At 68.4% G+C, this 20,748-nt stretch carries 11 protein-coding genes; 9 read left to right on the forward strand and 2 right to left on the reverse strand.

What is annotated here, in order from left to right:
* Positions 1-92: 92 nt before the first annotated feature.
* Positions 93-509, reverse strand: coding sequence for an SSI family serine proteinase inhibitor (locus J4H86_RS00960; protein ID WP_236541300.1), 417 nt, complete (start codon positions 507-509; stop codon positions 93-95).
* A 109-nt stretch (positions 510-618) separates the two neighbouring features.
* Entirely contained in the window at positions 619-1,476 is an 858-nt protein-coding gene (locus J4H86_RS00965) for an arylamine N-acetyltransferase family protein (RefSeq protein WP_236541301.1), read from the reverse strand.
* A 130-nt stretch (positions 1,477-1,606) separates the two neighbouring features.
* On the opposite strand from J4H86_RS00965, the gene J4H86_RS00970 reads away from it, so the two are divergent.
* The 9 genes from J4H86_RS00970 (at position 1,607) to J4H86_RS01010 (ending at position 20,731) form a co-directional block, all read left to right on the forward strand.
* A complete protein-coding gene (locus J4H86_RS00970; protein ID WP_236541302.1) occupies positions 1,607-2,044 on the forward strand; it encodes a MarR family winged helix-turn-helix transcriptional regulator in 438 nt (145 codons plus the stop codon).
* A gap of 679 nt (positions 2,045-2,723) precedes the next feature.
* Positions 2,724-4,478 carry a sensor histidine kinase gene (locus J4H86_RS00975; protein ID WP_236541303.1) on the forward strand — a complete coding sequence of 585 codons (1,755 nt, stop codon included), beginning with the start codon at positions 2,724-2,726 and terminating at the stop codon, positions 4,476-4,478.
* A gap of 91 nt (positions 4,479-4,569) precedes the next feature.
* The gene (locus tag J4H86_RS00980) at positions 4,570-4,995 is read left to right on the forward strand and encodes a roadblock/LC7 domain-containing protein (protein WP_236541304.1); all 426 of its coding nucleotides are present in this window, start codon (positions 4,570-4,572) and stop codon (positions 4,993-4,995) included.
* 55 nt (positions 4,996-5,050) lie between these two features.
* Positions 5,051-5,410: a DUF742 domain-containing protein gene (locus J4H86_RS00985; protein ID WP_236541305.1), complete on the forward strand. Its 360-nt coding sequence runs from the start codon at positions 5,051-5,053 to the stop codon at positions 5,408-5,410.
* A gap of 13 nt (positions 5,411-5,423) precedes the next feature.
* Positions 5,424-5,981, forward strand: a complete 558-nt coding sequence (locus J4H86_RS00990) for a GTP-binding protein (protein ID WP_236541306.1) — start codon at positions 5,424-5,426, stop codon at positions 5,979-5,981.
* Positions 5,982-6,014: 33 nt separating this feature from the next.
* Positions 6,015-7,265, forward strand: coding sequence for a styrene monooxygenase/indole monooxygenase family protein (locus J4H86_RS00995; RefSeq protein WP_236541307.1), 1,251 nt, complete (start codon positions 6,015-6,017; stop codon positions 7,263-7,265).
* A 438-nt stretch (positions 7,266-7,703) separates the two neighbouring features.
* On the forward strand, positions 7,704-10,880 hold the full coding sequence (locus J4H86_RS01000; RefSeq protein ID WP_236543852.1) for a type I polyketide synthase: 3,177 nt from the start codon (positions 7,704-7,706) through the stop codon (positions 10,878-10,880).
* Position 10,881: 1 nt separating this feature from the next.
* Positions 10,882-17,355 carry a type I polyketide synthase gene (locus tag J4H86_RS01005; protein ID WP_236541308.1) on the forward strand — a complete coding sequence of 2,158 codons (6,474 nt, stop codon included), beginning with the start codon at positions 10,882-10,884 and terminating at the stop codon, positions 17,353-17,355.
* Between the two features lies 1 nt (position 17,356).
* The gene (locus tag J4H86_RS01010) at positions 17,357-20,731 is read left to right on the forward strand and encodes a type I polyketide synthase (RefSeq protein ID WP_236541309.1); all 3,375 of its coding nucleotides are present in this window, start codon (positions 17,357-17,359) and stop codon (positions 20,729-20,731) included.
* The last annotated feature ends 17 nt before the right edge of the window (positions 20,732-20,748 follow it).

Here is a 20,748-nt window from a genome sequence, read left to right on the forward strand (position 1 = left end):
CCAAGCCTGCCTAGCGTTGGCCCCACTCCGACCGGGACAGGTCGCGCCAAAGACGTGTCCCGATCGGAGGTTCAACCGTGATGGCGGGGGAGTCAGAAGCCGAAGATCCCCGCGGTGGCGTTGCTGGCGTGGCAGGGGTTGGAGTAGGTCTCCTCGAACGTGACCCGGGTGCCCTCCCAGTGTCCGCGGGCCGTCACGCGCACCGGCGCGTACTCCATCGTGCAGGCACCGGAGACGGGCGCGAGGTCCTCGAACGAGCCACCCGCTTCCTCCAGTGCGGCACACGCCTCGTCGGGGTTCGGGTGACTGCCGCCGGCCGGACCGCAGTCCAAGGTCACACCTCGCGTCCAGGACGTCGTCATTCCCGTGGAGTCTGCCGCGATCGACAGCCGAAGCTGGCTGTCGGGACGCTCGGAGGTCTCCGCGCCGGCGGGGCCGGCCAGCAGGACACCCGCGAAGCCACCGACCGCCACCGTGGCCAGGACCGTGCCGAACCTGTGCATACGCATTCCCACATCCCCTCTCGGCTGAGAACTCAGCCAGGCTACGAACAATGTGCAGCCAAATCGTAGCGTTCCGTAGTGGATCGGGTGTGGAAACGGCGCAGTTGGGGCGGACTCACTCCGAGCGTCGCGCGACTTCGACGAGTTCCCGCTCCTGGTCCTCGGAGAGCACGATCCCGAACTCGTCCCGCAGCAGCTCTGGACACTCCTCCGGTGCCACGGTCCGGCGTACTGGTTCGCTCCCCGGGCGCGTCACGACGAACTCGAGGCCGGTGAGGGTGGTCCGGGAGGCCTCGTGGGTTCGCTGCACGACGACGCGGCGCACGAACGGCGAGCGTGGGTGGGTCGAGACGTAGTGGTTGACGATCTCGAAATCCACCCGGTAGCGCGGGTCGGTGGTGAACGAGTACAGGTCGAACCACCCCTCCGGGTGACGGGAACGCAGCAACCACCCGTCGTCCTCACGCTCCAGTCGGAAGTCCCAGGCGCCCTGCCGCGCCTCCACGCCGTCGCGCAGAGGGACCGGTTCCAGCAGGCCCTCACCGCCGAAGCCGACGTCGACCAACCACGTCTCGCCCTCGACGTCCACCAGCAGCGCCGCGTGGCTCGCCGGCCGCAGCGCCGTGGAGCCCATCCGCGTGCGCCCGGCCACGCCGCGTGGCTGGAAGCCGCACCGCTCCAGGACGGCGGCGAACAGGAGGTTGTGCTCGTAGCAGTACCCGCCGCGCGGGGAGCCGACCAGTTTCCGCAGCACGCTCGGGACGTCGATCGGCACCGGGCTGCCCAGGACGGAGTCGACGTTTTCGAAGGGGATCGTCGTGGCGTGGGCGCGGTGTAAGGCCCTGAGGGTCCCGAGTGTCGCGTCGAAGGACCCGGTGTGGCCGACGCGCCCAAGATAGGCGTCGAGGTCGACTTCCTCCGCGTTCCAACGCTTGGCGGGGTCGCGGAGTCCGTCGTCTTCGGTGGTGGGCATGACGCCTCCTCGGTATCGTTAGCTGGACAACGAAAAAGACGTTAGCCGGCTAATGAAATGCCGTCAAGATCGCCGTCGATGTCGCCCGTGGCGCGACGTCCACGGACAGGAGGTTGTCATGGGTGGGGGTATGCACGAGTGGGACGACGACTTCCTGCCGGCCTTCTGGAGGGCGAAGCGATCCATGACCCGGGAGGCTGGACGGGTGTTGGAGGAGCACGGTGTGCACGAGGGGCAGCAGTTCCTGCTCATGTGCCTGTGGAATGAGGATGGACTGACGCCGGGGGAGGTGGCGCGGCGCATCGACGTGTCCACGCCGACCGTGACCCGCACCGCGACAAGGTTGGCCGCGGTCGGGTTGGTGGAGCGGCGGTCCGACGAGGTGGACTCCCGCCTCGTCCGCCTCTGTCTGACCGAGCGGGGGCGTTCGCTGCGCGAGCCCCTTGGCGCCGCCATGCGCGCGATGTCCCGCCGGGCTCTCGGTGGCATGACCGAGGAGGAAAGTGCCCAGCTCATCCGGCTTCTGGCGCGCGTGAACGCGAATATGGAGAGTTCCGTGTCGGAGTGACTGTCGGTCGCTGGAAACTCGCCGAGCGTCGTGGGTCCGTTATTCCCTGGTCCCGGGATTGATCAATGACAAAAAACAGACAATCGCGGATTCCGGCCAGGAATTTGCAGAAAGCGCTGAGTCCAGGCACGGACGACCAGTAAGGTACTTCCCACCTCGCGACGTGACGCTCATGGAGCCGCACAGTGATCCACCTCCTCTCAGTTCCCCCCGGGTTCGGGTTTTCATTCCGGCCTGGGAAAACGTATGATGTAGATCACCGGCGCCTGGCTCGTGTTCCCGCAGGGGACTTCGTGCAGGTGAGAGCGTTCTTGGGGAATCCCCAGGAAGTTCACCCGCGTAATGCGCGCTGCTTGAGCAGGCAATTCGCCCGTATTTCCCGGCTAAAGCCGCATGTACGTTCGGTTAGTACATCCTGTGCTAGCGTGACCGCTGTTTCGTTGCGTAGTAGCCGCGGATCCCGCCGAATCAACGGCGACACGCCGGCCCTCGCGCTCGGAACGGCGACGCTTACATCGCATCTGCGCCGTGCCCCCCTTCCGCGCGCCGGGCGAGTGCGGGAAGGGGCCGTAGCGGTCCAGGCCCGCCGTCGTTGGTCAGCCCACCTGTCTAGAGGAGAAGTGCAGTGGCACAGGCGCCGAGACCGGCCGATCGCGCTCACTATCCCATGGAGCGCACGATGACACCCGAGCAGGTCCAGGCCCAAACACCAGGACGTTTCGGGCGTTTCATGCAGCGTCTGGGACTTCGCCGCAAGCCGGAACCACAAGCGGCCCACTCCCAGTCGGTGTACATCTATCCCTATCCGCAATCCGGGCACGAGGGTGCCGCTCCCACCGGGGAGCAGGGTCCCACCCCGCCCGCGCAGTACGCCGCCCCGACCGGCCACCAGGCCACGTCGGCGCTGCCCGCGCCTCCCGCCGGAGGACCCGGGCCAGGCCATCACGAACGCGCGAGTGCGCCGACGCGCCAACCCGCGGCCCAACCCTCCGCCGCGCCCCCGGCGCAGGCCCAGCCCCCGCAGGTGAACCAGGCCGTCCCCCCGCAGCCGACGCCACCCGCGCCGGTCCAGGAGACCCCCGCCCCACCAGCGGCCCCCCCACCGGACCAGCGGCCCAAGGAGACCGTGGTCCCGCCCAAGCAGCCGGAGGTCGCGCGCCCCGACCTCACCTCCGCCGCGCTCGCCAGCCTCGCCATGAGGGACCTCACCCTCGTCGAGTCGATGCTGGATATCGTGGAGGACCTGGAGGACAGCACCGAGGACTCCGAGCTGCTCTCCAAGCTGTTCAAGTTGGACAACCTCGCGACCCGGATGCGGCGCAACGGTGAGAACCTGATGGTCCTCGCCGGCGAGGAGCCGGACGACTCCCAGATGGAGCCGTTGACCCTGCTGGAGGTCGCACGCGGTGCGATCTCCGAGATCCGCGACTACGAGCGTGTCCACATCGGACGCCTGCCCTCCAAGGCCGTCCTCGCGCCGGCCGCCGACGACATGAGCCACCTCCTGGCGGAGCTGCTCGACAACTCCACGGCGAAGTCCCCGGAACACGCCCAGGTCGTCATCAGCGCCCAGCCCATGGCCGACGGCGGAATCCTCGTCGCCGTGGAGGACGAGGGAATCGGGATGCCGGCCGACCAACTCGTGCAGCTCAACGCCCGTCTGGACGGTGCTCCCGTCCTCGACGAGGAGAGCATGCGCCACATGGGCCTCTACGTCGTCAGCCGCATCGCCGACCGTCACGGTCTGCGGGTGCAGTTGGAGGCGCGGGCGTTCCGTGGCCTGAGCGCGTTCGTCGTCGTGCCCAAGGAACTGGTGCGTGACGCCGCGCGCTCCTCCGTGGCCGAGGAGTCTTCCCCACGTATGGACCGCGCCAACGGGCGCCCCATGGAGGTCGTTCGTTCCGCGGGCCCGTCCGCGGGCGACACCCCGCGCACGCCCAGAAACCCTGGCTCCGCCACGACTTCCGCCGGCCTGCCTCGACGCAGCGCGCGGCACGCGGTCGGCAACGGCGCCAGCGACATTCCCGCCACCGAGCCCAACGGTGCGAAGCCCGCCAATGCCTCCCCGGTGACCCCGGCGGGTCTTCCCCGGCGCGGAGCGCGGCACGCCACGGACGGTGCCGGTGGCGCCGCGGGGCAGACATCCGCGGCGGGGGCTTCCGCGGCGGCGACAGGAACGGACACGGATCTGGGGGTGGGTGTGAACGGTTCGTCGAGCGTCACGTCGGCCGGATTGCCGCGACGCAGCGCTCGGGAGCCGCGCATCGTGCCGCCGGACAGTCTCACCAAGTCCGACGAGACCACACCGGGGCCGGACGCCGCCTCGCCGGCCGTCACGGAAGGCAATCGAGCCGAGCGCATCCGCGACGAGCTCGGCAGCTTCCTCGACGGTGAACGTGCCGCGGCGGAGGAGACCAACAAGGACCTCCAGTGACCCCCACGCGTAACGCACCCAGTACTTCGGCGCGCCGCCGCGCCACAATCCACGCCGCACAAACGTTCGAACAAGGGATCAGGACACAGCGATGAATGATCAGCTGCGGGATAACGCGGACAACTTCGCCTGGCTAATCTCCAACTTCGTCAACGAGGTCCCGGGCGTTGAGCACGCCATCGTCGTCTCCTCCGACGGGCTGATGCTCACCCAGTCCAGGGACCTGCCGGAGGAGCACGCCGAGCAGCTCTCCGCCATCGCCAGCGGGCTGTACAGCCTCGCCGAGGGAGGGGCGCGCCTGTTCAGCAAGGGTGAGTGCGAACAGCTCATCGTGCGGATGGAACGCGGTCACCTCTTCGTGATGTCGATCAGCGATGGTTCCTCCCTGGCCGTCCTGGCCTCCCTGGACTCCGACATGAAGATCGTCGCCTACCAGATGACCCGGCTCGTCGAGAACGCGGCGCATGTCCTCACCCCCCAGTTGCGGTCCGAACTGCGGGAGATGGTCGGGCGCTAAGTCCCCCGTACTCCGGCGTCCTCCGGTTTCCTGACTCAGAAGAGGTTGCGATCCCATGGCCTACCGCAGGCGTAGGAAAGCGCGCATCCGCCCGTATACGTTCACGGGCGGGCGCACCCGGTCACGCCATCCGCTCATGGTGCAGACCCTGGTTTCGGCCGCTGATCCGGACATGACTCCGCCGCGGAACTTGATGCCGGAGTCGCAGGAGATCTGCCGACTGTGCGCGGAGCCCCGATCTGTCGCCGAGATCTCGGCGGAGCTGAAGATTCCGCTGGGCGTGACACAGGTCCTGCTCAGCGATCTCGCTGATCAGGGGCTCATCTATATCCACCCCACCATCACCGGACACAGTCCGTCGGAAAACCAGGTTCTCGAGAGGGCGCTCCGTGGTCTCGAACGTCTCTTCCAATAGCAACAAGTCGAAGGTGTCGACGAAGATCGTCATCGCGGGCGGATTTGGCGCCGGCAAGACCACTCTCGTCGACTCCGTGTCGGAGATCCCCCCGGTCTCCACCGAAGCCGTCATGACCGAGGCGAGTGTCGAACACGACGACACCTCGGTCACACCGGAAAAGGTCACCACGACCGTGGCGATGGATTTCGGTCGCATCACGCTCGACCAAGAGCTCGTGATGTACATATTTGGGACTCCCGGACAATCCCGGTTCTGGTTCATGTGGGATGATCTTGTTCGTGGTGCCATCGGGGCGGTCGTTGTCGTGGACAGTCGCCGACTCGCCGACAGTTTTGACGCCGTGGACTACTTCGAGAAGGACAAGAGAGTCCCCTACATCGTGGCGTTGAACCGATTCGACGGTCAGCTTGAGTACACCAACGAGCAGATCCGTGAGGCGCTGGAGATTGATGCCGCAGTGCCGATCGTCGATTTCGACGCACGAGATCGTGACTCCGCGGGTATGGTCCTGAAAACGCTGCTGACCTACGCCCTGGCCCAACCGAAGGAGTCAGAACTCGTCGGCTGAGCGGCCCCAGAGTCCCTCAGAAAGTAGACCAGCATGCGTAAGATCCTCATCGTCGGCGCGGGGCAGTCCGGACTGCAACTCGCGCACGGCCTGCTGAGCCACGATTACGATGTCACGTTGATCACCGGACAAAGTTCGACCGAGATTCGGACCGGACGTCCCTCGATCACGCAACTCACCTATCCCACGGTGTTGGGCTACGAACGCGAGCTGAACCTCGACTTCTGGCGCGACAACGCACCGCAGATCGGGAAGGTGAAGCTCGATGTGTATCCGAGCGGCGTGACCGAACCCATGGCGTCGGTCTCGGGCGCGTTCGACGGGCACGCGGTCTCCATTGATCGGCGTGTCAAGATGGCGGACTGGCTCGAGTACTTTGAGGACCGCGGTGGAAAAGTCGTGATCAACGGCGTTACTGTCGGTGACCTTGACTATTTCACCCGCATGTTCGACTTGGTGATCGTCGCTGTGGGTTATGGCGAGCTCGGCGCGTTGTTCGATCCCGATCCCGGCCGGTTCAGCGCGGCCCGTTCCCGGGTACTGGCCCAGGCGTTGGTCTACGACGTGGAGGACGACCAGCAGGGCGGTGACGAGTCGGTGTGGGGTGGGCTGACAGCGGACGCGGGCAGCATCATGCTCGTCCCGATGCTGACCTCCCAAGGACCGTGTCACTCGGTGTTCATCATCGAGGGTCGGGACGAGATCATCGACAACTGGCCTGACAAGCTGGGCGCTGAAGATCTCTGGCTGAGGATGCAGGGACTGCTTCGTCAGCATGCCCCGGCTTACTACGAGAGGGTACGAAACGCGTCCCTCGTCGACGGTCGTAGCGTCACCCGTGAGATGGTCAATCCACAGGTGCGCAAACCAGTGGGCGTCCTACCCTCCGGCGGGCAGGTTCTCGGCATCGCCGACGTCGTTATCTCATCGGATCCGTTCGCACTCCAGGGATGGAACCACTCCGGACGGTGCGCGTCCGACTATCTCGGCAGCATCCTGCGCCATGGCGACCAACCCTTCGACCGGTCCGCGCTTGAAGGGATGTTCGAAAGCTACTGGCAGTATGGTTTTCCGGCGGAGCAGTGGGCCGCGACGTGCGCCACGTTCTGGGACGGTGAACCCGCCCCGCATTTCCAGGACGTCTTTGGTGCCGCAACGCAGTACCAGGAGGTCGCGGACCGGTGGGTTCGGGGTTGGGACTACCCGCCGGACTACCAGAGTTGGCTGTTCGAGCCGGACCTGACCCGGAAGTACCTCGCGGAGGTAGCCCAGCGTCAGTCGTGACCGACGGTTGATATCGAGCACCGTGGCCTCGCCCTCAGCTGAGGGCGAGGCCACGGTTTTTCATGTGATCGCCGCCATATGCCCGGTGTCCTATTTGCGATGATCAGTGTCCGAAACGTGGAGGACATTGCCGGTTTTTTGGGGTTGGAGTTACTCTATGGCGGTAATGGTGTGGGTTTGCGTCAAATGTGCATTTGCTGCGACAGTGGATTCGGTGAGGGAGATGTCACATCCTCGCTGGATAAGTGAACCTCCGTCGCCGCTAGTCGCTGTGGAGTTTGTCCGGAACATGGATTCTCCTGCGCGGTAGACGTTATTGGTGTCGGCTTATACCCTGAGTCGGCCAATATGCGTGCTGTGGCTCGGTTTGGTGTATTCCGAATGGCAACAGTCATAGACGCCTCGTGTTGGGAGGGACGCACGAGTGGGTAAGTCATGATGTCGGGCGAGCCAGCGCGAAATCCGCGTGGAGAGCGCTCCGCATGCGAAGAACCGGTCGCCGTGGTGGGTATATCCTGCCGATTCTCCGGGGTTCAAGGTCCGGACGAGTTCTGGCGGGCTGTGCTGGGAGGCGAAAGCCGAATTCGCGAATTACCGCCGCCCCGGGAGTTCGACAACCCGCCAGAGGAATACACTCGGCTTCCCGCTGGGATGCGGCGTGGCGGATTCCTCACAGAGGTCGCCGCCTTCGACGCCGGATTCTTTGGAATCTCGCCACGCGAAGCGGCCGCGATGGACCCTCAACAACGGCTAATGCTTGAACTGGGTTGGCAGGCGTTCGAGGACGCGGGAATCGTTCCGCGCCTGGGCAGTGGAAACACCGCTGGCGTGTTCGTTGGCTCTATTTCCGACGACTATTCCATGCTTTCCCTTCAACGGGGCCCGTCCGGGATTACCGCACACACTCTGGCCGGTCTCAGTCGTGGCGTTATCGCGAACCGAATTTCCTATGCCTTCGGATTGTCCGGACCGAGCCTGACCGTGGACGCCGCACAGGCGTCGGCACTCACCGCGGTGCACCTGGCTCGGAGCAGCGTCGCCCGGGGAGAGAGCGAGATCGCTCTGGCCGGGGGCGTCAACCTGGTCCTGTCACCGCTCAGCACGCTGGCCGCCGCGCGGTTCGGCGCTCTGTCCCCCGACGGTCTCTGCTATACGTTCGACGCCCGGGCGAACGGATACGTGCGCGGTGAAGGCGGCGGGTTTGTCCTGCTCAAGCAGCTCGACACCGCGTTGGCCGACGGTGATCGCATCTACTGTGTCCTTCGAGGGAGCGCGACCAACAACGACGGCCACACGGCCGCGTTGACCATTCCAAACGTCCAGGCACAAGAGGCGGTTCTCACCAAGGCGTGCGCGAATTCCGGAGTCGACCCCGCCGAAGTCGACTATGTGGAACTCCACGGAACGGGGACCCCGACCGGGGATCCGGTTGAGGCGCGTGCGCTGGGCACAGTTTTCGGACAGCATCGCTTGACGCCGCTGCGTGTGGGGTCGGTGAAAACGAACATCGGACACTTGGAAGGCGCCTCCGGGATCGCCGGATTGATCAAAGTGGCGCTCAGTATTCACCATAGGAAGTTCGCCCCCAGCCTCAACATCACGTCACCGAATCCCGCCCTGCGTCTGGAGCGGCGACGGCTCGAGGTTCAGGTCGCCGAGGCCCCGTGGGAGGACGCGGGAGGACGTCACCTCGCGGGGGTCAGTTCGTTCGGTATGGGGGGTAGCAACTGCCACGTGGTGCTGGGCGCTGCGTCGGCCTCGAACGCCGCAGGCCGGACGGGAGGGGAGGACGGCCGGGACGTCGCCGTGCCCCTGGTGGTCTCCGCCCGAACTCCCGCGGCCTTACGGGCGCAGGCGGGCGCCCTGGCCGACAGACTCGAGGGATCGGACGCACTCGCGGACGTCGCGTACTCGCTCGCGACGACGCGGACCCCGTTCGAGCATCGGATCGCACTCACCACCAGCGACCTCAGTGAGGCCGTCTCGGTGCTCAGTGCCCACGTCGCCGGAGAGTCCCCGCCTCGCGCACACAGAGGGCGCGTCGTGGATGGGGAGCGGGCCTATCTGTTCTCCGGTCAAGGTGCGCAGCGTCCCGGTATGGGGGCGGAGCTCGCTGGGTCCGTGCCGGAGTTCGCGCACCACTTCGATGAGGTCCTCTCGGCATTGGAGGACGCTGGTGCGACGAGGGTGCGCGAGGCCTTGACCGCCGAACCGGGGACGGCGGCCGCCGAGCGGCTCGACCGGACGGGAACGACCCAGCCGGCGCTCTTCGCGATAGAGGTGGCACTGTTCCGCCTCCTCGGCTCGTGGGGAGTCACGCCGGACTACGTCGTGGGGCACTCCGTCGGGGAAGTCGCGGCGGCCCACGTGGCCGGTGTGCTCTCACTTCCCGACGCCTGCACGCTGATCACCGCTCGGGGCGCTTTGATGCAGCGACTTCCCGATGGTGGAGGAATGCTGTCGGTTCGGTTGTCAGAGAAGGAAGTTATCTCCACTATCGCCGGATTCGCTGATCGTGTTTCCGTCGCCGCGGTCAACAGTCCCACCTCGACCGTCATCTCTGGTGACGCCGACGCGTTGACCGAACTCGCGGAGGTCTTCCGTGATCAGGGAACCAGAACCACAGCGCTACGGGTCTCGCACGCCTTCCACTCCGCGCGCATGGACCCAATTCTGGACCCGTTCCGGGAGACGCTTCGGGGCTTGAGGTTTCGGACACCACAGATCCCATTGGTCTCCAACCTCACGGGGGAAATCGTGTCCGAGGAGATCCTTGATCCCGATTACTGGGTTCGCCACGCCCGACAGACCGTGCGGTTCGCCGACAGTGTCACACAACTGTCCGAGCGTGGCGTCAGTACGTTCATTGAGCTCGGTCCGGGACGCAACCTCACCACCATGGCGGAGCAGTGCCTGGATCGAGGGAGTGGAGCGGCCGTGGTGCCTCTGCTCCCGCACCCGACCGGGGAACGCCCCCAGGTTATGGACGCCGTGGCGCGCCTGCACGTGCGTGGCGTAGAGATCGACTGGGGCGCCGTCTTCGGGCCGCGGCGCCCCGCCCGGGTGGCTCTTCCCACCTACGCGTTCCAACGGACCCGGTACTGGGTCGACGGGGACAGCGACACGGACGGAGACACCGTGGCGGTGTCCGATCCCAGCCCCACTGGGTCCGCGACACCGGAGACCATCGACGACGAACGTCGGCTCATCGCAGAGCTCGCCTCGCTGGACGCCACCCAACGGCTTGAGCGCCTCTCCACATTCGTATGCCGGGAGGTCGCCGAGGTCCTCGGTTATGGCGGTGCGGACGCGGTCGATCCGCACCAGACGTTCCACGATCTGGGGTGTGACTCGGTGATGTCCGTCGAGCTCCGCGACCGGTTGTCGGCGGAGTCAGGCGTGGGCCTACCAGCGACGTTGGTATTCGACCACCCCACGCCCGCGGCGGTCACCCAGTTCCTCCTCGACGAGCTCGGCGTCGCCACCACGGGAACGGAAGAGTCCCCGACGGGGGGAAACCGAACCCTGGAGATCGACTCGATGGCCACCGACGACCTTGTTCGCCTCGCCTTTGACACCTCCACCACCCCCGACCGTACCGACCTCGGAGGATGAGATGACCACTGACGACAGCCGGCTCGTCGCGGCCCTGCGTTCCGCCTTGAAGGAGACGGAGCGGCTGCGCGACGAGAACCGCCGGTTGGCCGAACGGGAGTCCGAGCCTCTAGCCATCGTCGGCATGGCGTGCCGGTTCCCCGGCGGCGCCAACTCGCCGGAGGAGCTGTGGGACCTGGTCACGGAGGAGCGGGACGCGGTCGGGGACTTTCCCACTGACCGTGGCTGGGACCTCACCACGCTGTTCGACGACACACCGGAGATCCCGGGAACCAGCTACCAGCGCAACGGTGGGTTCCTCCACGAGGCGACACAGTTCGACCCCGAGTTCTTCGGGATCAGCCCCCGCGAAGCCGTGGCCATGGACCCTCAGCAGAGGCTGCTCCTCGAGGTCGCGTGGGAGGCACTGGAGCGCACAGGGATCGATCCGACCTCTCTGCGGGGGGATCGGGCCGGTGTGTACATCGGCGCGATGTCCCAGGAGTACGGGCCGCGGATGCACGAGGCGGGCCGCAACATTCAGGGTTTCGTCCTCACGGGACAGACCACCAGTGTTCTTTCAGGGCGCATCGCCTACACTCTCGGCCTCGAGGGGCCAGCGGTCACCGTGGACACCGCGTGCTCCTCTGCGCTGGTGGCGATTCACGAGGCCGCGGCCGCCGTGCGGGCTGGGGAGTGCTCGATAGCTCTGGCCGGTGGCGTCGCGGTTCTGTCCACACCCGGTTCCTTCACCGAGTTCTCCCGCCAACAGGGTCTCGCTCCGGACGGACGATGCAAGGCCTTCGCGGCCGCCGCGGATGGGACGGCGTGGGCTGAAGGGGCGGGGCTGCTCGTCCTGGAGAGGCTCTCCGAAGCCAGGCGGAACGGTCGCCACATCCTCGCGGTGCTCCGTGGCAGCGCGATTAACTCCGACGGAGCTTCCAACGGGTTGACCGCGCCGAACGGTCCGTCCCAGCAGCGGGTGATCCTCCAGGCGCTCGAGAACTCGGGTCTGGAGGCCAGTGACGTGGACGTCGTGGAGGCCCACGGGACCGGGACGACCCTCGGCGACCCGATCGAGGCCCAGGCCCTGATCCGGACCTACGGGCGGGACCGGGCGGGCCGGCCGCCGCTGAAGCTCGGGACGTTGAAGTCCAACATCGGACACTCCATGGCGGCGGCGGGGTCTGGCGGCATGGTGAAGATGATCATGTCGTTGTGCAAGGAAGAACTACCCAAGACGCTGCACGTGGACGAACCCACCCCCCACGTGGACTGGTCGGCAGGAACGGTCGAGCTTCTCACCGAGCGCCAACCATGGCCACGCGGAGACAGACCGCGGCGCGCCGCGGTCTCGGCGTTCGGCATCAGCGGCACCAACGCTCACGTCATTCTGGAAGAGGCACCCGCGGCGGAGGAGGTACCCGCCGCGCCGATCGAAGACGCGCGGTCCGGTCAGGCCGTTCCGTGGATTCTCTCCGCGCACTCCGAGTCCGCCCTCCGCGCCATGGCCAGTAGGTTGGCCGCGTACGTCGAGCAGCGCCCCTCTCTGGATCGCGCTGCCGTGGCACGTTCCCTGCGTACGACACGCGCATTGTTGCCCCACCGTGCTGTCGCAGTTGGAAGAGACTCCGAAGCGGCCACGGAGGCGCTCGGCGCTCTGGCCCGCGGCGAAAGCCACCCCGCGCTCGCTCAGGGTGTCGCCGCACATGGGAATAAGTCTGTCTTCGTTTTCCCTGGACAGGGAGCCCAATGGGAGGGGATGGCGCGCCAGCTACTCGCCGGCGACCCCACTTTCGCCGAGTGGGTCACCCACTGTGAGCGGGCCCTGGCACCCCACGTCGACTTCTCCCTGAGTGCTGTGCTGCGCGGCGACACTGGAGCACCTGGACTGGATCGGGTTGACGTGGTGCAGCCCGTCCTGTGGGCGGTGATGGTCTCCCTCGCCGAATTGTGGCGTGCCCGCGGGGTCACTCCCGACGCCGTCGTGGGGCACTCTCAGGGCGAGATCGCGGCAGCCTACATCGCCGGCGCCCTATCCCTTCACGACGCGGCCCGGGTCGTCGCGCTGCGAAGCCAGGCTCTGAGCGGCCTTGCCGGTACTGGCGCCATGGGTTCGATCACGCTTCCCGCCGACCGGGTGCGGAAACTTATCGCGCCTTGGGCCGACCGCCTCCACGTCGCGGTGGTCAACGGTCCCGCCGCGACAGTGGTCGCGGGGGAGCCCGACGCGGTCGCCGCGGCGGTGTCCCACTGTTCGGCCCAGGGCGCTCAGGCCCGACTGGTCGACGTGGACTACGCCTCGCACACCCCCCACGTCGAGGCGCTGCGGGAGGAGATCGTCTCCGTGCTGGCGGATGTTTCCCCGCGGGCGCCACAGATCCCCCTCTACTCGACACTGACCGGGGATCTTGTTCACGACACCCTGATGGACGCCGACTACTGGTTCGAGAACCTGCGCAACCCGGTTCGGTTCGCGGACGCCGTGACCGCGCTTGGCCGAGACGGACACCAACTCTTCGTCGAATGCAGTCCACACCCGATCCTCACCGCCGCCGTTCGGGACACCCTGCAGGCCGAGGACCGCCCAGTGGCCGCCTTCGGGTCCCTGCGGCGCGACCAGGACGAGGACGTCGCGATGCTCGCGGCGCTCGGCTCGGCATTCGCCCACGGTTTGTCGGTCGACTGGACGACCTCGGTCCCTGACGGTGGTCCCGTCGAGACGGATCTACCGACCTACCCGTTCCAGCGCCAACGCGTCTGGCTGGATGTTCCCACCGGCGCGGCGGCGGTCCCCGCCGCGGCCGGAGCGACCGGTGGCCACCCGCTCGGGGGAGTGGGACTTGACGTGGCCGACGGCGCCTTGGTGCTCCACGGGCGGGTGTCCCTGGAGTCGCACCCGTGGCTGGCGGACCACGCGGTACGTGGCGCGCCGCTACTGCCCGGTACCGCCTTCGTCGAACTCGCGCTGGCGGCGGGGGAGCGGGCCGGCGTCGCCACGCTGGAAGAGTTGTTGCTCGAGGCGCCGCTGCTGTTGACCGGGCGACGGACGGTCGACGTGCAGGTCGTGGCGGACGCCCCCGACACCTCGGGACGACGGGCCGTCGCGGTGTACTCCCGTGACGCCCGACAGAACGCCACGGAGTGGCGGCGCCATGCCCACGGGGTGCTCAGCGCCGACGTCGCACCCGCTCCCCACATCGGTGGGATGTGGCCACCGGCGGGTGCTGAGGAGCTGGACGTCGACGCCGGGTACGCGGAACTCACGACGTGCGGATACGAGTACGGGCCGGCGTTCCGTGGCCTGAGAGCCGCGTGGCGGCGTGGCGACGAGGTGTTCGCCGAGGTCGCGTTGCCGGGCGACCTCGAGGAGTCGGTGGACTCTTACGGGATCCATCCGGCCCTGCTGGACGCCGGACTCCACGCGCTGCTGCTTGGACGCCCCCTCGACGAACCACGGCTCCCCTTCGCCTGGAACGGGGTGACGCTGCACGCGGAGAGCGCGTCGACGCTGCGCGTCAAGGCGACGCCCACGGGCGAGGACTCCTTCTCCGTCGTCGCGGTCGACGCCGCGGGAGAACCGGTCGCCGACGTACGGTCACTGGTCCTGCGCGAGGTACGCCCAGAGACCCTGGGCGACTCCTCCGGCGAGGACGGTGCCCTGCACGTCGTCAACTGGACGCCGCCCGCTGAGGAGGCGGTGTGGCCGGCGGCCGACGAGCGGGGGGAGTGGGCCGTCGTCGGCGAACCCTTCGGCGCCGACCTGCGCCACTTCCCCACATGGGACGATCTGGCCACGCACCTGGACGAGGGAGGAACGCCCCCCGACGCCGTCGTCACCTCGAGCCCGCGGGAATCCGTGGACGTCGCGTGCGCGTCGATCCTCACCCTGATCCAACGGTGGATCGAGGACCCCCGCCTCGCCGACACACCACTGGTCACGGTGACCCGTGACGCGGTCGCCGCGGCGCCGGGCGATCCGGCACCCGCCGCCGCTCCCGCGGCGGTGACCGGCCTGGTGCGTACCGCCCAGTCGGAGAATCCCGGCCGGTTCGTCGTCCTGGACACCGATGTCGCTCTGGACGCACCACTCCTGGGCCGTGTCCTGGCGGTGGAGGAACCGCAGCTCGCCGTGCGTCGGGGCCAGCTCCTGGTCCCCCGCCTCGCGCCGCCACGCGACGTCGCCGCCCTGACGGCTCCCCAGGACGGCCCATGGCGGCTCGACGTCTCCACGCAGGGAACACTGCAGAACCTGACCCTGGTGCCCGCCCCTGAGGCCAACGCCGCGCTCGAGGCGGGGCAGGTGCGGGTCGCGATGCGGGCCAGCGGGGTCAACTTCCGCGACGTCATCGTCGCCCTGGGCATCGTCCCGGGGGAGGACACGATGGGCAGCGAGGGCGCGGGAGTCGTGCTGGAGGTCGCGTCCGACGTCCGCGACCTCGCGCCCGGCGACCGGGTCATGGGTCGAATCGACCGGGCCTTCGGGCCGGTCGCGGTCGCGGAACGAGAGATGCTGACCCGAATGCCGCGGGGCATGACCTTCGCCGCCGCGGCCTCGATCCCCGCCATCTTCCTGACCTCCTACCAGAGCCTGATCGAGATCGCGGGCATCGCCGCTGGCGACCGGGTCCTCATCCACGCGGCCACCGGAGGGGTGGGGCTGTCGGCGATCCAGATCGCGCGCGCCCGAGGCGCCGAGGTCTTCGCCACCGCCCACCCGGACAAGTGGGCCACGCTGCGATCTCTCGGAGTCCCGGACGACCACATCGCGTCCTCCCGCACGCTGGACTTCGCGGAGAAGTTCCGTGAGGTCACCGCCGGGACAGGTGTGGACATCGTCCTCAACTCCCTGGCTGGGGAGGCGATCGACGCCTCCCTCGGCCTGCTCCGCGCCGGGGGCCGCTTCGTCGAGATCGGCAAGACAGACCTCCGGGACGAGACACAGGTGCGGGCGGCCTACCCGGACGTCACTTACCGGATCCTGAACGTCGCCGACACCCCACCGGTGCACATTCAAGACATGTTGGCGAAGATCCTCACCATGTTCGAGGCGGGGGAACTGGACACCGTCCCGGTGAGCGCGTGGGACATCCGCCGCGCCCCCGAGGCACTGCGGCACCTGCGGGAGGCGCGACACATCGGCAAGATCGTCCTCACCCAACCCGCGCCGTGGAACCCGGAAGGCACCGTCCTCATCACCGGAGGAACCGGGACCCTCGGTGCCCTCACAGCCACACATCTGGTGCGCGAGCGGAGCGTCGGCCACCTGCTGCTCGCGAGTCGACGTGGCCCCGACGCGCCAGGAGCCGACCAGTTGCGCAAGGAACTGGAGGGGCTGGGGGCCAGCGTCGAGATCGTGTCCTGCGACATCGCCGATCCCATCGCCGCGGCGGCCATGCTGGACGCGATTCCTACGAACCACCCCCTCACCGCGGTCATCCACACCGCGGGCGCGCTGGACGACTCCACGATCTCCGGCATGACCCCCGCGCAGATCCGACGGGTCATGGCGCCCAAGGCGGACGCGGCCCTGACCCTGCACGAACTCACCCGCACCCACGACCTCGCGGATTTCGTTCTCTACTCCTCTGTGGCGGGGATCATCGGCAACCCGGGCCAGGGGAACTACGCCGCGGCCAACGGTGTCCTGGACGCTCTCGCGGCCCGCCGCCACGTGGAGGGGCTGCCCGCCACGTCCGTGGCCTGGGGGCTGTGGGACCAGGCCAGTGGCCTGACCGGCCACCTCGACGGAGGAGACCGCGAGCGGATGCGTCGCATGGGCCTGCCCCCACTGTCCACGGACCTGGGGCTGCGTCTCTTGGAGGCCGCGCTGGACAGCGGCCAGTCCCTGGTGGTCGCCTCACCGCTGGACGCGCAAGCCTCCGGCGCGCACTCGCCCATGCTGCGTGGCCTGCGACGCCGCCGGCGCCGCACGGCGCGGAACATCGCGGAGGAGTCCAACGCGGGGCTCGGCGAACGTCTCGCCGCGATGAACGGAGTGGACCGTGACGCGCACCTGCTCGACCTCGTGCGCCGCAATACCGCGCAAGTCCTCGGCATGGGCGACGCCCAGGCGGTGCCGATCGACCGACCGTTCAAGGAGATGGGGTTCGACTCGCTGACCTCGGTGGAACTCCGTAACCGACTCGGCGCCGCCACCGGCACCCGCCTGCCGGCGACGCTCCTGTTCGACTATCCGACACCGACCGCGGTCCGGGACTTCGTGCGCGGGGAACTCGACCTCACCGATCCCCAGCCGGAGCAGAACGGCGCCACCAGTGACGGGCCGATCGACAAGGTCGAGATCTACCGCGCACTCGACTCGCTCTCACTGGATCGTCTCCAACGATCGGGGCTCGCCGAAGCGGTGCTGGCCCTCGCGCGCGGCGAGGAGCCGGCGCTCGCCCCACGGACGGACAAGGGCGACCTCGACAGTCTCAACGCCGACGATCTGGTGCGCCTCGCGCTGGACGAGTCCGGCACGGTGGGGGAGTGACGTGAGCACATCGGACGAAGCACCCAACGAACAGCGACTCGTTCAGGCTCTGCGCTCGAGTCTGAAACAGACCGAACAGCTGCGCGAGGAGAACCGGCAGCTGCGCGAGGCGGCCACCGAACCCATCGCCATCGTGGGAATGGCCTGCCGATATCCCGGCGGGGTCACCTCACCCGACGACCTGTGGGACTTGGTCGTGGCCGGCCGGGACGCGGTCGGGGAGTTTCCCTCGGACCGGGGATGGGACCTGGAAGAGTTGTTCCACCCCGACCCCGACAATCCCGGGACCAGCTACGCGCGGGAGGGCGGCTTCCTCTACGATGCGGGGGAGTTCGACGCGGACTTCTTCGGTGTCTCCCCCAAGGAGGCCCTCGCCATGGACCCCCAGCAGCGGATCATGTTGGAGGTGGCGTGGGAGTCGCTGGAACACGCCCGGCTGGACGCGCGTTCGCTGCGCGGGTCCACGACCGGCGTCTTCGTCGGCGCGACCTCCTACCGCTACGGCGCGCACCCCCTCGACGTCCCGGCGGACCTGCAGGGAATCGCGGCCGTCGGCTCCACGACCAGCGCGATCTCCGGACGCGTCGCCTACACCCTCGGCCTGCACGGGCCCGCCATCACCATCGACACCGCCTGCTCGTCCTCGTTGTACGCGGTGCTGCAGGCCGTCCAGTCACTGAGGTCCGGGGACTGTTCGTTGGCGCTGGCCGGAGGAGTCGCGGTCATGGCGACCCCCGAGGCGTTCCTGGAGTTCAGCCGGCAACGCGGGGTCGCCGCCGACGGCCGTTGCAAGGCGTTCGCGGCGGACGCGGACGGCACCGGCTTCGCCGAGGGCGCCGGGGTCGTCGTCCTGGAGCGCCTGTCTGACGCCCGACGCAACGGACACCACGTGCTGGCGGTGGTGCGCGGTGGATCCGCCAACTCCGACGGAGCCTCCAACGGCCTGACCGCGCCCAACGGTCCCGCCCAACAGCGCGTCATCCGCGCCGCGCTCGACAACGCGGGCGTCTCCGGTGACGCGGTGGACGCCGTCGAGGCGCACGGGACTGGCACCGCGCTGGGCGACCCGATCGAGGCCCAGGCCCTACTGGCCACCTACGGACGCGACCACACCCCGCAACGCCCGCTCTACCTGGGGTCTGTGAAGTCCAACCTGGGGCACACCCAGACCGCGGCCGGTGTCGCGTCCGTCATCAAGATGGTGATGGCGATGCGCAACGGCGTGCTGCCCCGGACTCTGTTCGCCGAGGAACCCACGCCCCATGTCGACTGGTCTGCGGGTACCGTCCAGGTGCTCACCGAACAGCGAGCCTGGCCGGAGACCGGCGCCCCACGGCGCACCGGCGTGTCGGCGTTCGGCATCAGTGGCACCAACGTGCACCTGGTCCTGGAGCACGACCCCACCGAGCCGGGGCCGGTGGCGTCGGCCCCGAATGGCACGAACATGGCGGGCGGGAGGTCCCCCGCCCCCCGGACACCGGTGACCTGTCTGGTCTCGGCACGGGACGAGGCCGCGCTGCGCGCCCAGGCGCTGCGCCTGTGGGAACGCGCGCGACGCGACCCCGCGGTCGGCCCCGCCGACATCGCGCGGTCACTCGCCACGACGCGCGAGAAACACCAGTGGCGGGCCGCGGTCGTCGCGGGCGACCGACAGGAGCTCCTCGACCGCCTGCTCGCCGTTGCCGACGGCGCACCGTCGCTGGGAGTGTTCCGTGGCCGGGCCGCGACGCGCCGCGAGGCCGTGTTCGTGTTCCCCGGACAGGGAGCCCTCGGACACGGACAGATGGCGCCTCTACTGGACGCCTCACCCGCGTTCGCCGACGCCGTCGACACATGTGACCGCGCGCTCGCGCCCCATCTGGACTGGTCGGTCGTTGACGTGCTCCGCGGCGCGAGTACCGCACCTGACATCGCCCGACCCGACGTCGCCCAGCCGACCCTCTTCGCCGCCGAGGTCGCCCTCGCCGCCCTCTGGGAGGCACGCGGCATCCGCCCCTCCGCGGTCATCGGGCACTCCCAGGGGGAGATCGCCGCGGCGTACGTCGCGGGACACCTCAACCTTGAGGACGCCGCACGTGTGGTTGCCCTCCGAAGCCAACTCCTCGCCGCCCGGTTCGACGCGGGCGGCATGCTGGCACTACAGCTGTCGCCGGGACGGGAACACCCACCCCTGGAGTCCACCCGCGGCGACCTCTCCCTCGCGGCCACCAATGGTCCCCACTCCCTGGTGGTCTCCGGTGCGACCGAGGCACTGGAGGAGTACGCCGAACGGTGCCGAGACGCCGGGGTCATGGCGGTACCGATCCCGGTCAGTTTCGCCGCCCACACACCACAAATCGACTCGATCCGGGGTGAACTGGAGCAACGCCTCGCCGGACTCGCCCCCACGCGGGGACCGGTGCCCATGGTCTCTGCCGTCACCGGCGCGTTGATCGACGGCGACCGACTCGACGCCGACTACTGGTTCCGCAACGTCCGACAGCCCGTGCGGTTCGTGGACGCGGTCCGCGCCGCGGTGGATCGCGGGTGGGACACCTTCGTCGAAATTGGCCCCTTCCCGGTGCTGACCGTTCCACTCCAGCAGACGCTGGACGCCGCCGGCTGCCCCCACCCGGCGGTACTGGCCTCGCTGCGCGCACCCGACGGAGACGCGGCGGACGCCGCCGGCGCAGTCGCCGACGCCGCCGTGTGCGGACTCGACCCCGACTGGAGCACCCTGTCCGCCCCGGAGATCGGGCGGGTGGTCGACCTCCCCACCTACCCCTTCCAGCGCAAACGGTTCTGGTTGACCTCCACCCCACGCGCGGGCGCCTCCACGGCGCTGCCCCAGGCCGATACCGAGGCGGCGTCCGTCGGCGAGTTCACGCCAGAGTGGCGTCGCGTGCTGGAACTCGAGGACGCGCGCCGTGAGGACGCGGCGGTGGCGTTCGTGCGCCGACACATCGCCACGGTGCTGGGGCACGAGAATCCCGAGACGGTCGACGTCCACCGCGGCTTCATGGACGCGGGTGGCAGTTCGATGGCGGCCGTCCAACTGCGTAACCGCCTCACCGCCGCCACCGGGGTGGAACTCGCCGTCACCGTCGTGTTCGAGCACTCCACCGCCCACGAACTCGGGCGACACCTGATGGAGCGTTCCGCCGAACGGGACGGCGCCACGCTCGACCCGGTGACCGCGGTGGACCGACTCTCGGCCGCGCTCGCGGCAGACCACGTCGACACCGTGACCCGGGAGAAGGTCGCGGTCCGGCTGCGGGACCTCCTGGGCACCCTGCAGTCATCGACGCGTGCCGGAGACGGTTCCCGTGGTGACATCCAGGACGCCAGCGACGACGAGCTCCTGGAACTGCTCGACAACGAGTTCGGCATCTCCTGACCCCACCACGCACACCT

The organism is Spiractinospora alimapuensis, from assembly GCF_018437505.1.
GTDB lineage: Bacteria > Actinomycetota > Actinomycetes > Streptosporangiales > Streptosporangiaceae > Spiractinospora > Spiractinospora alimapuensis.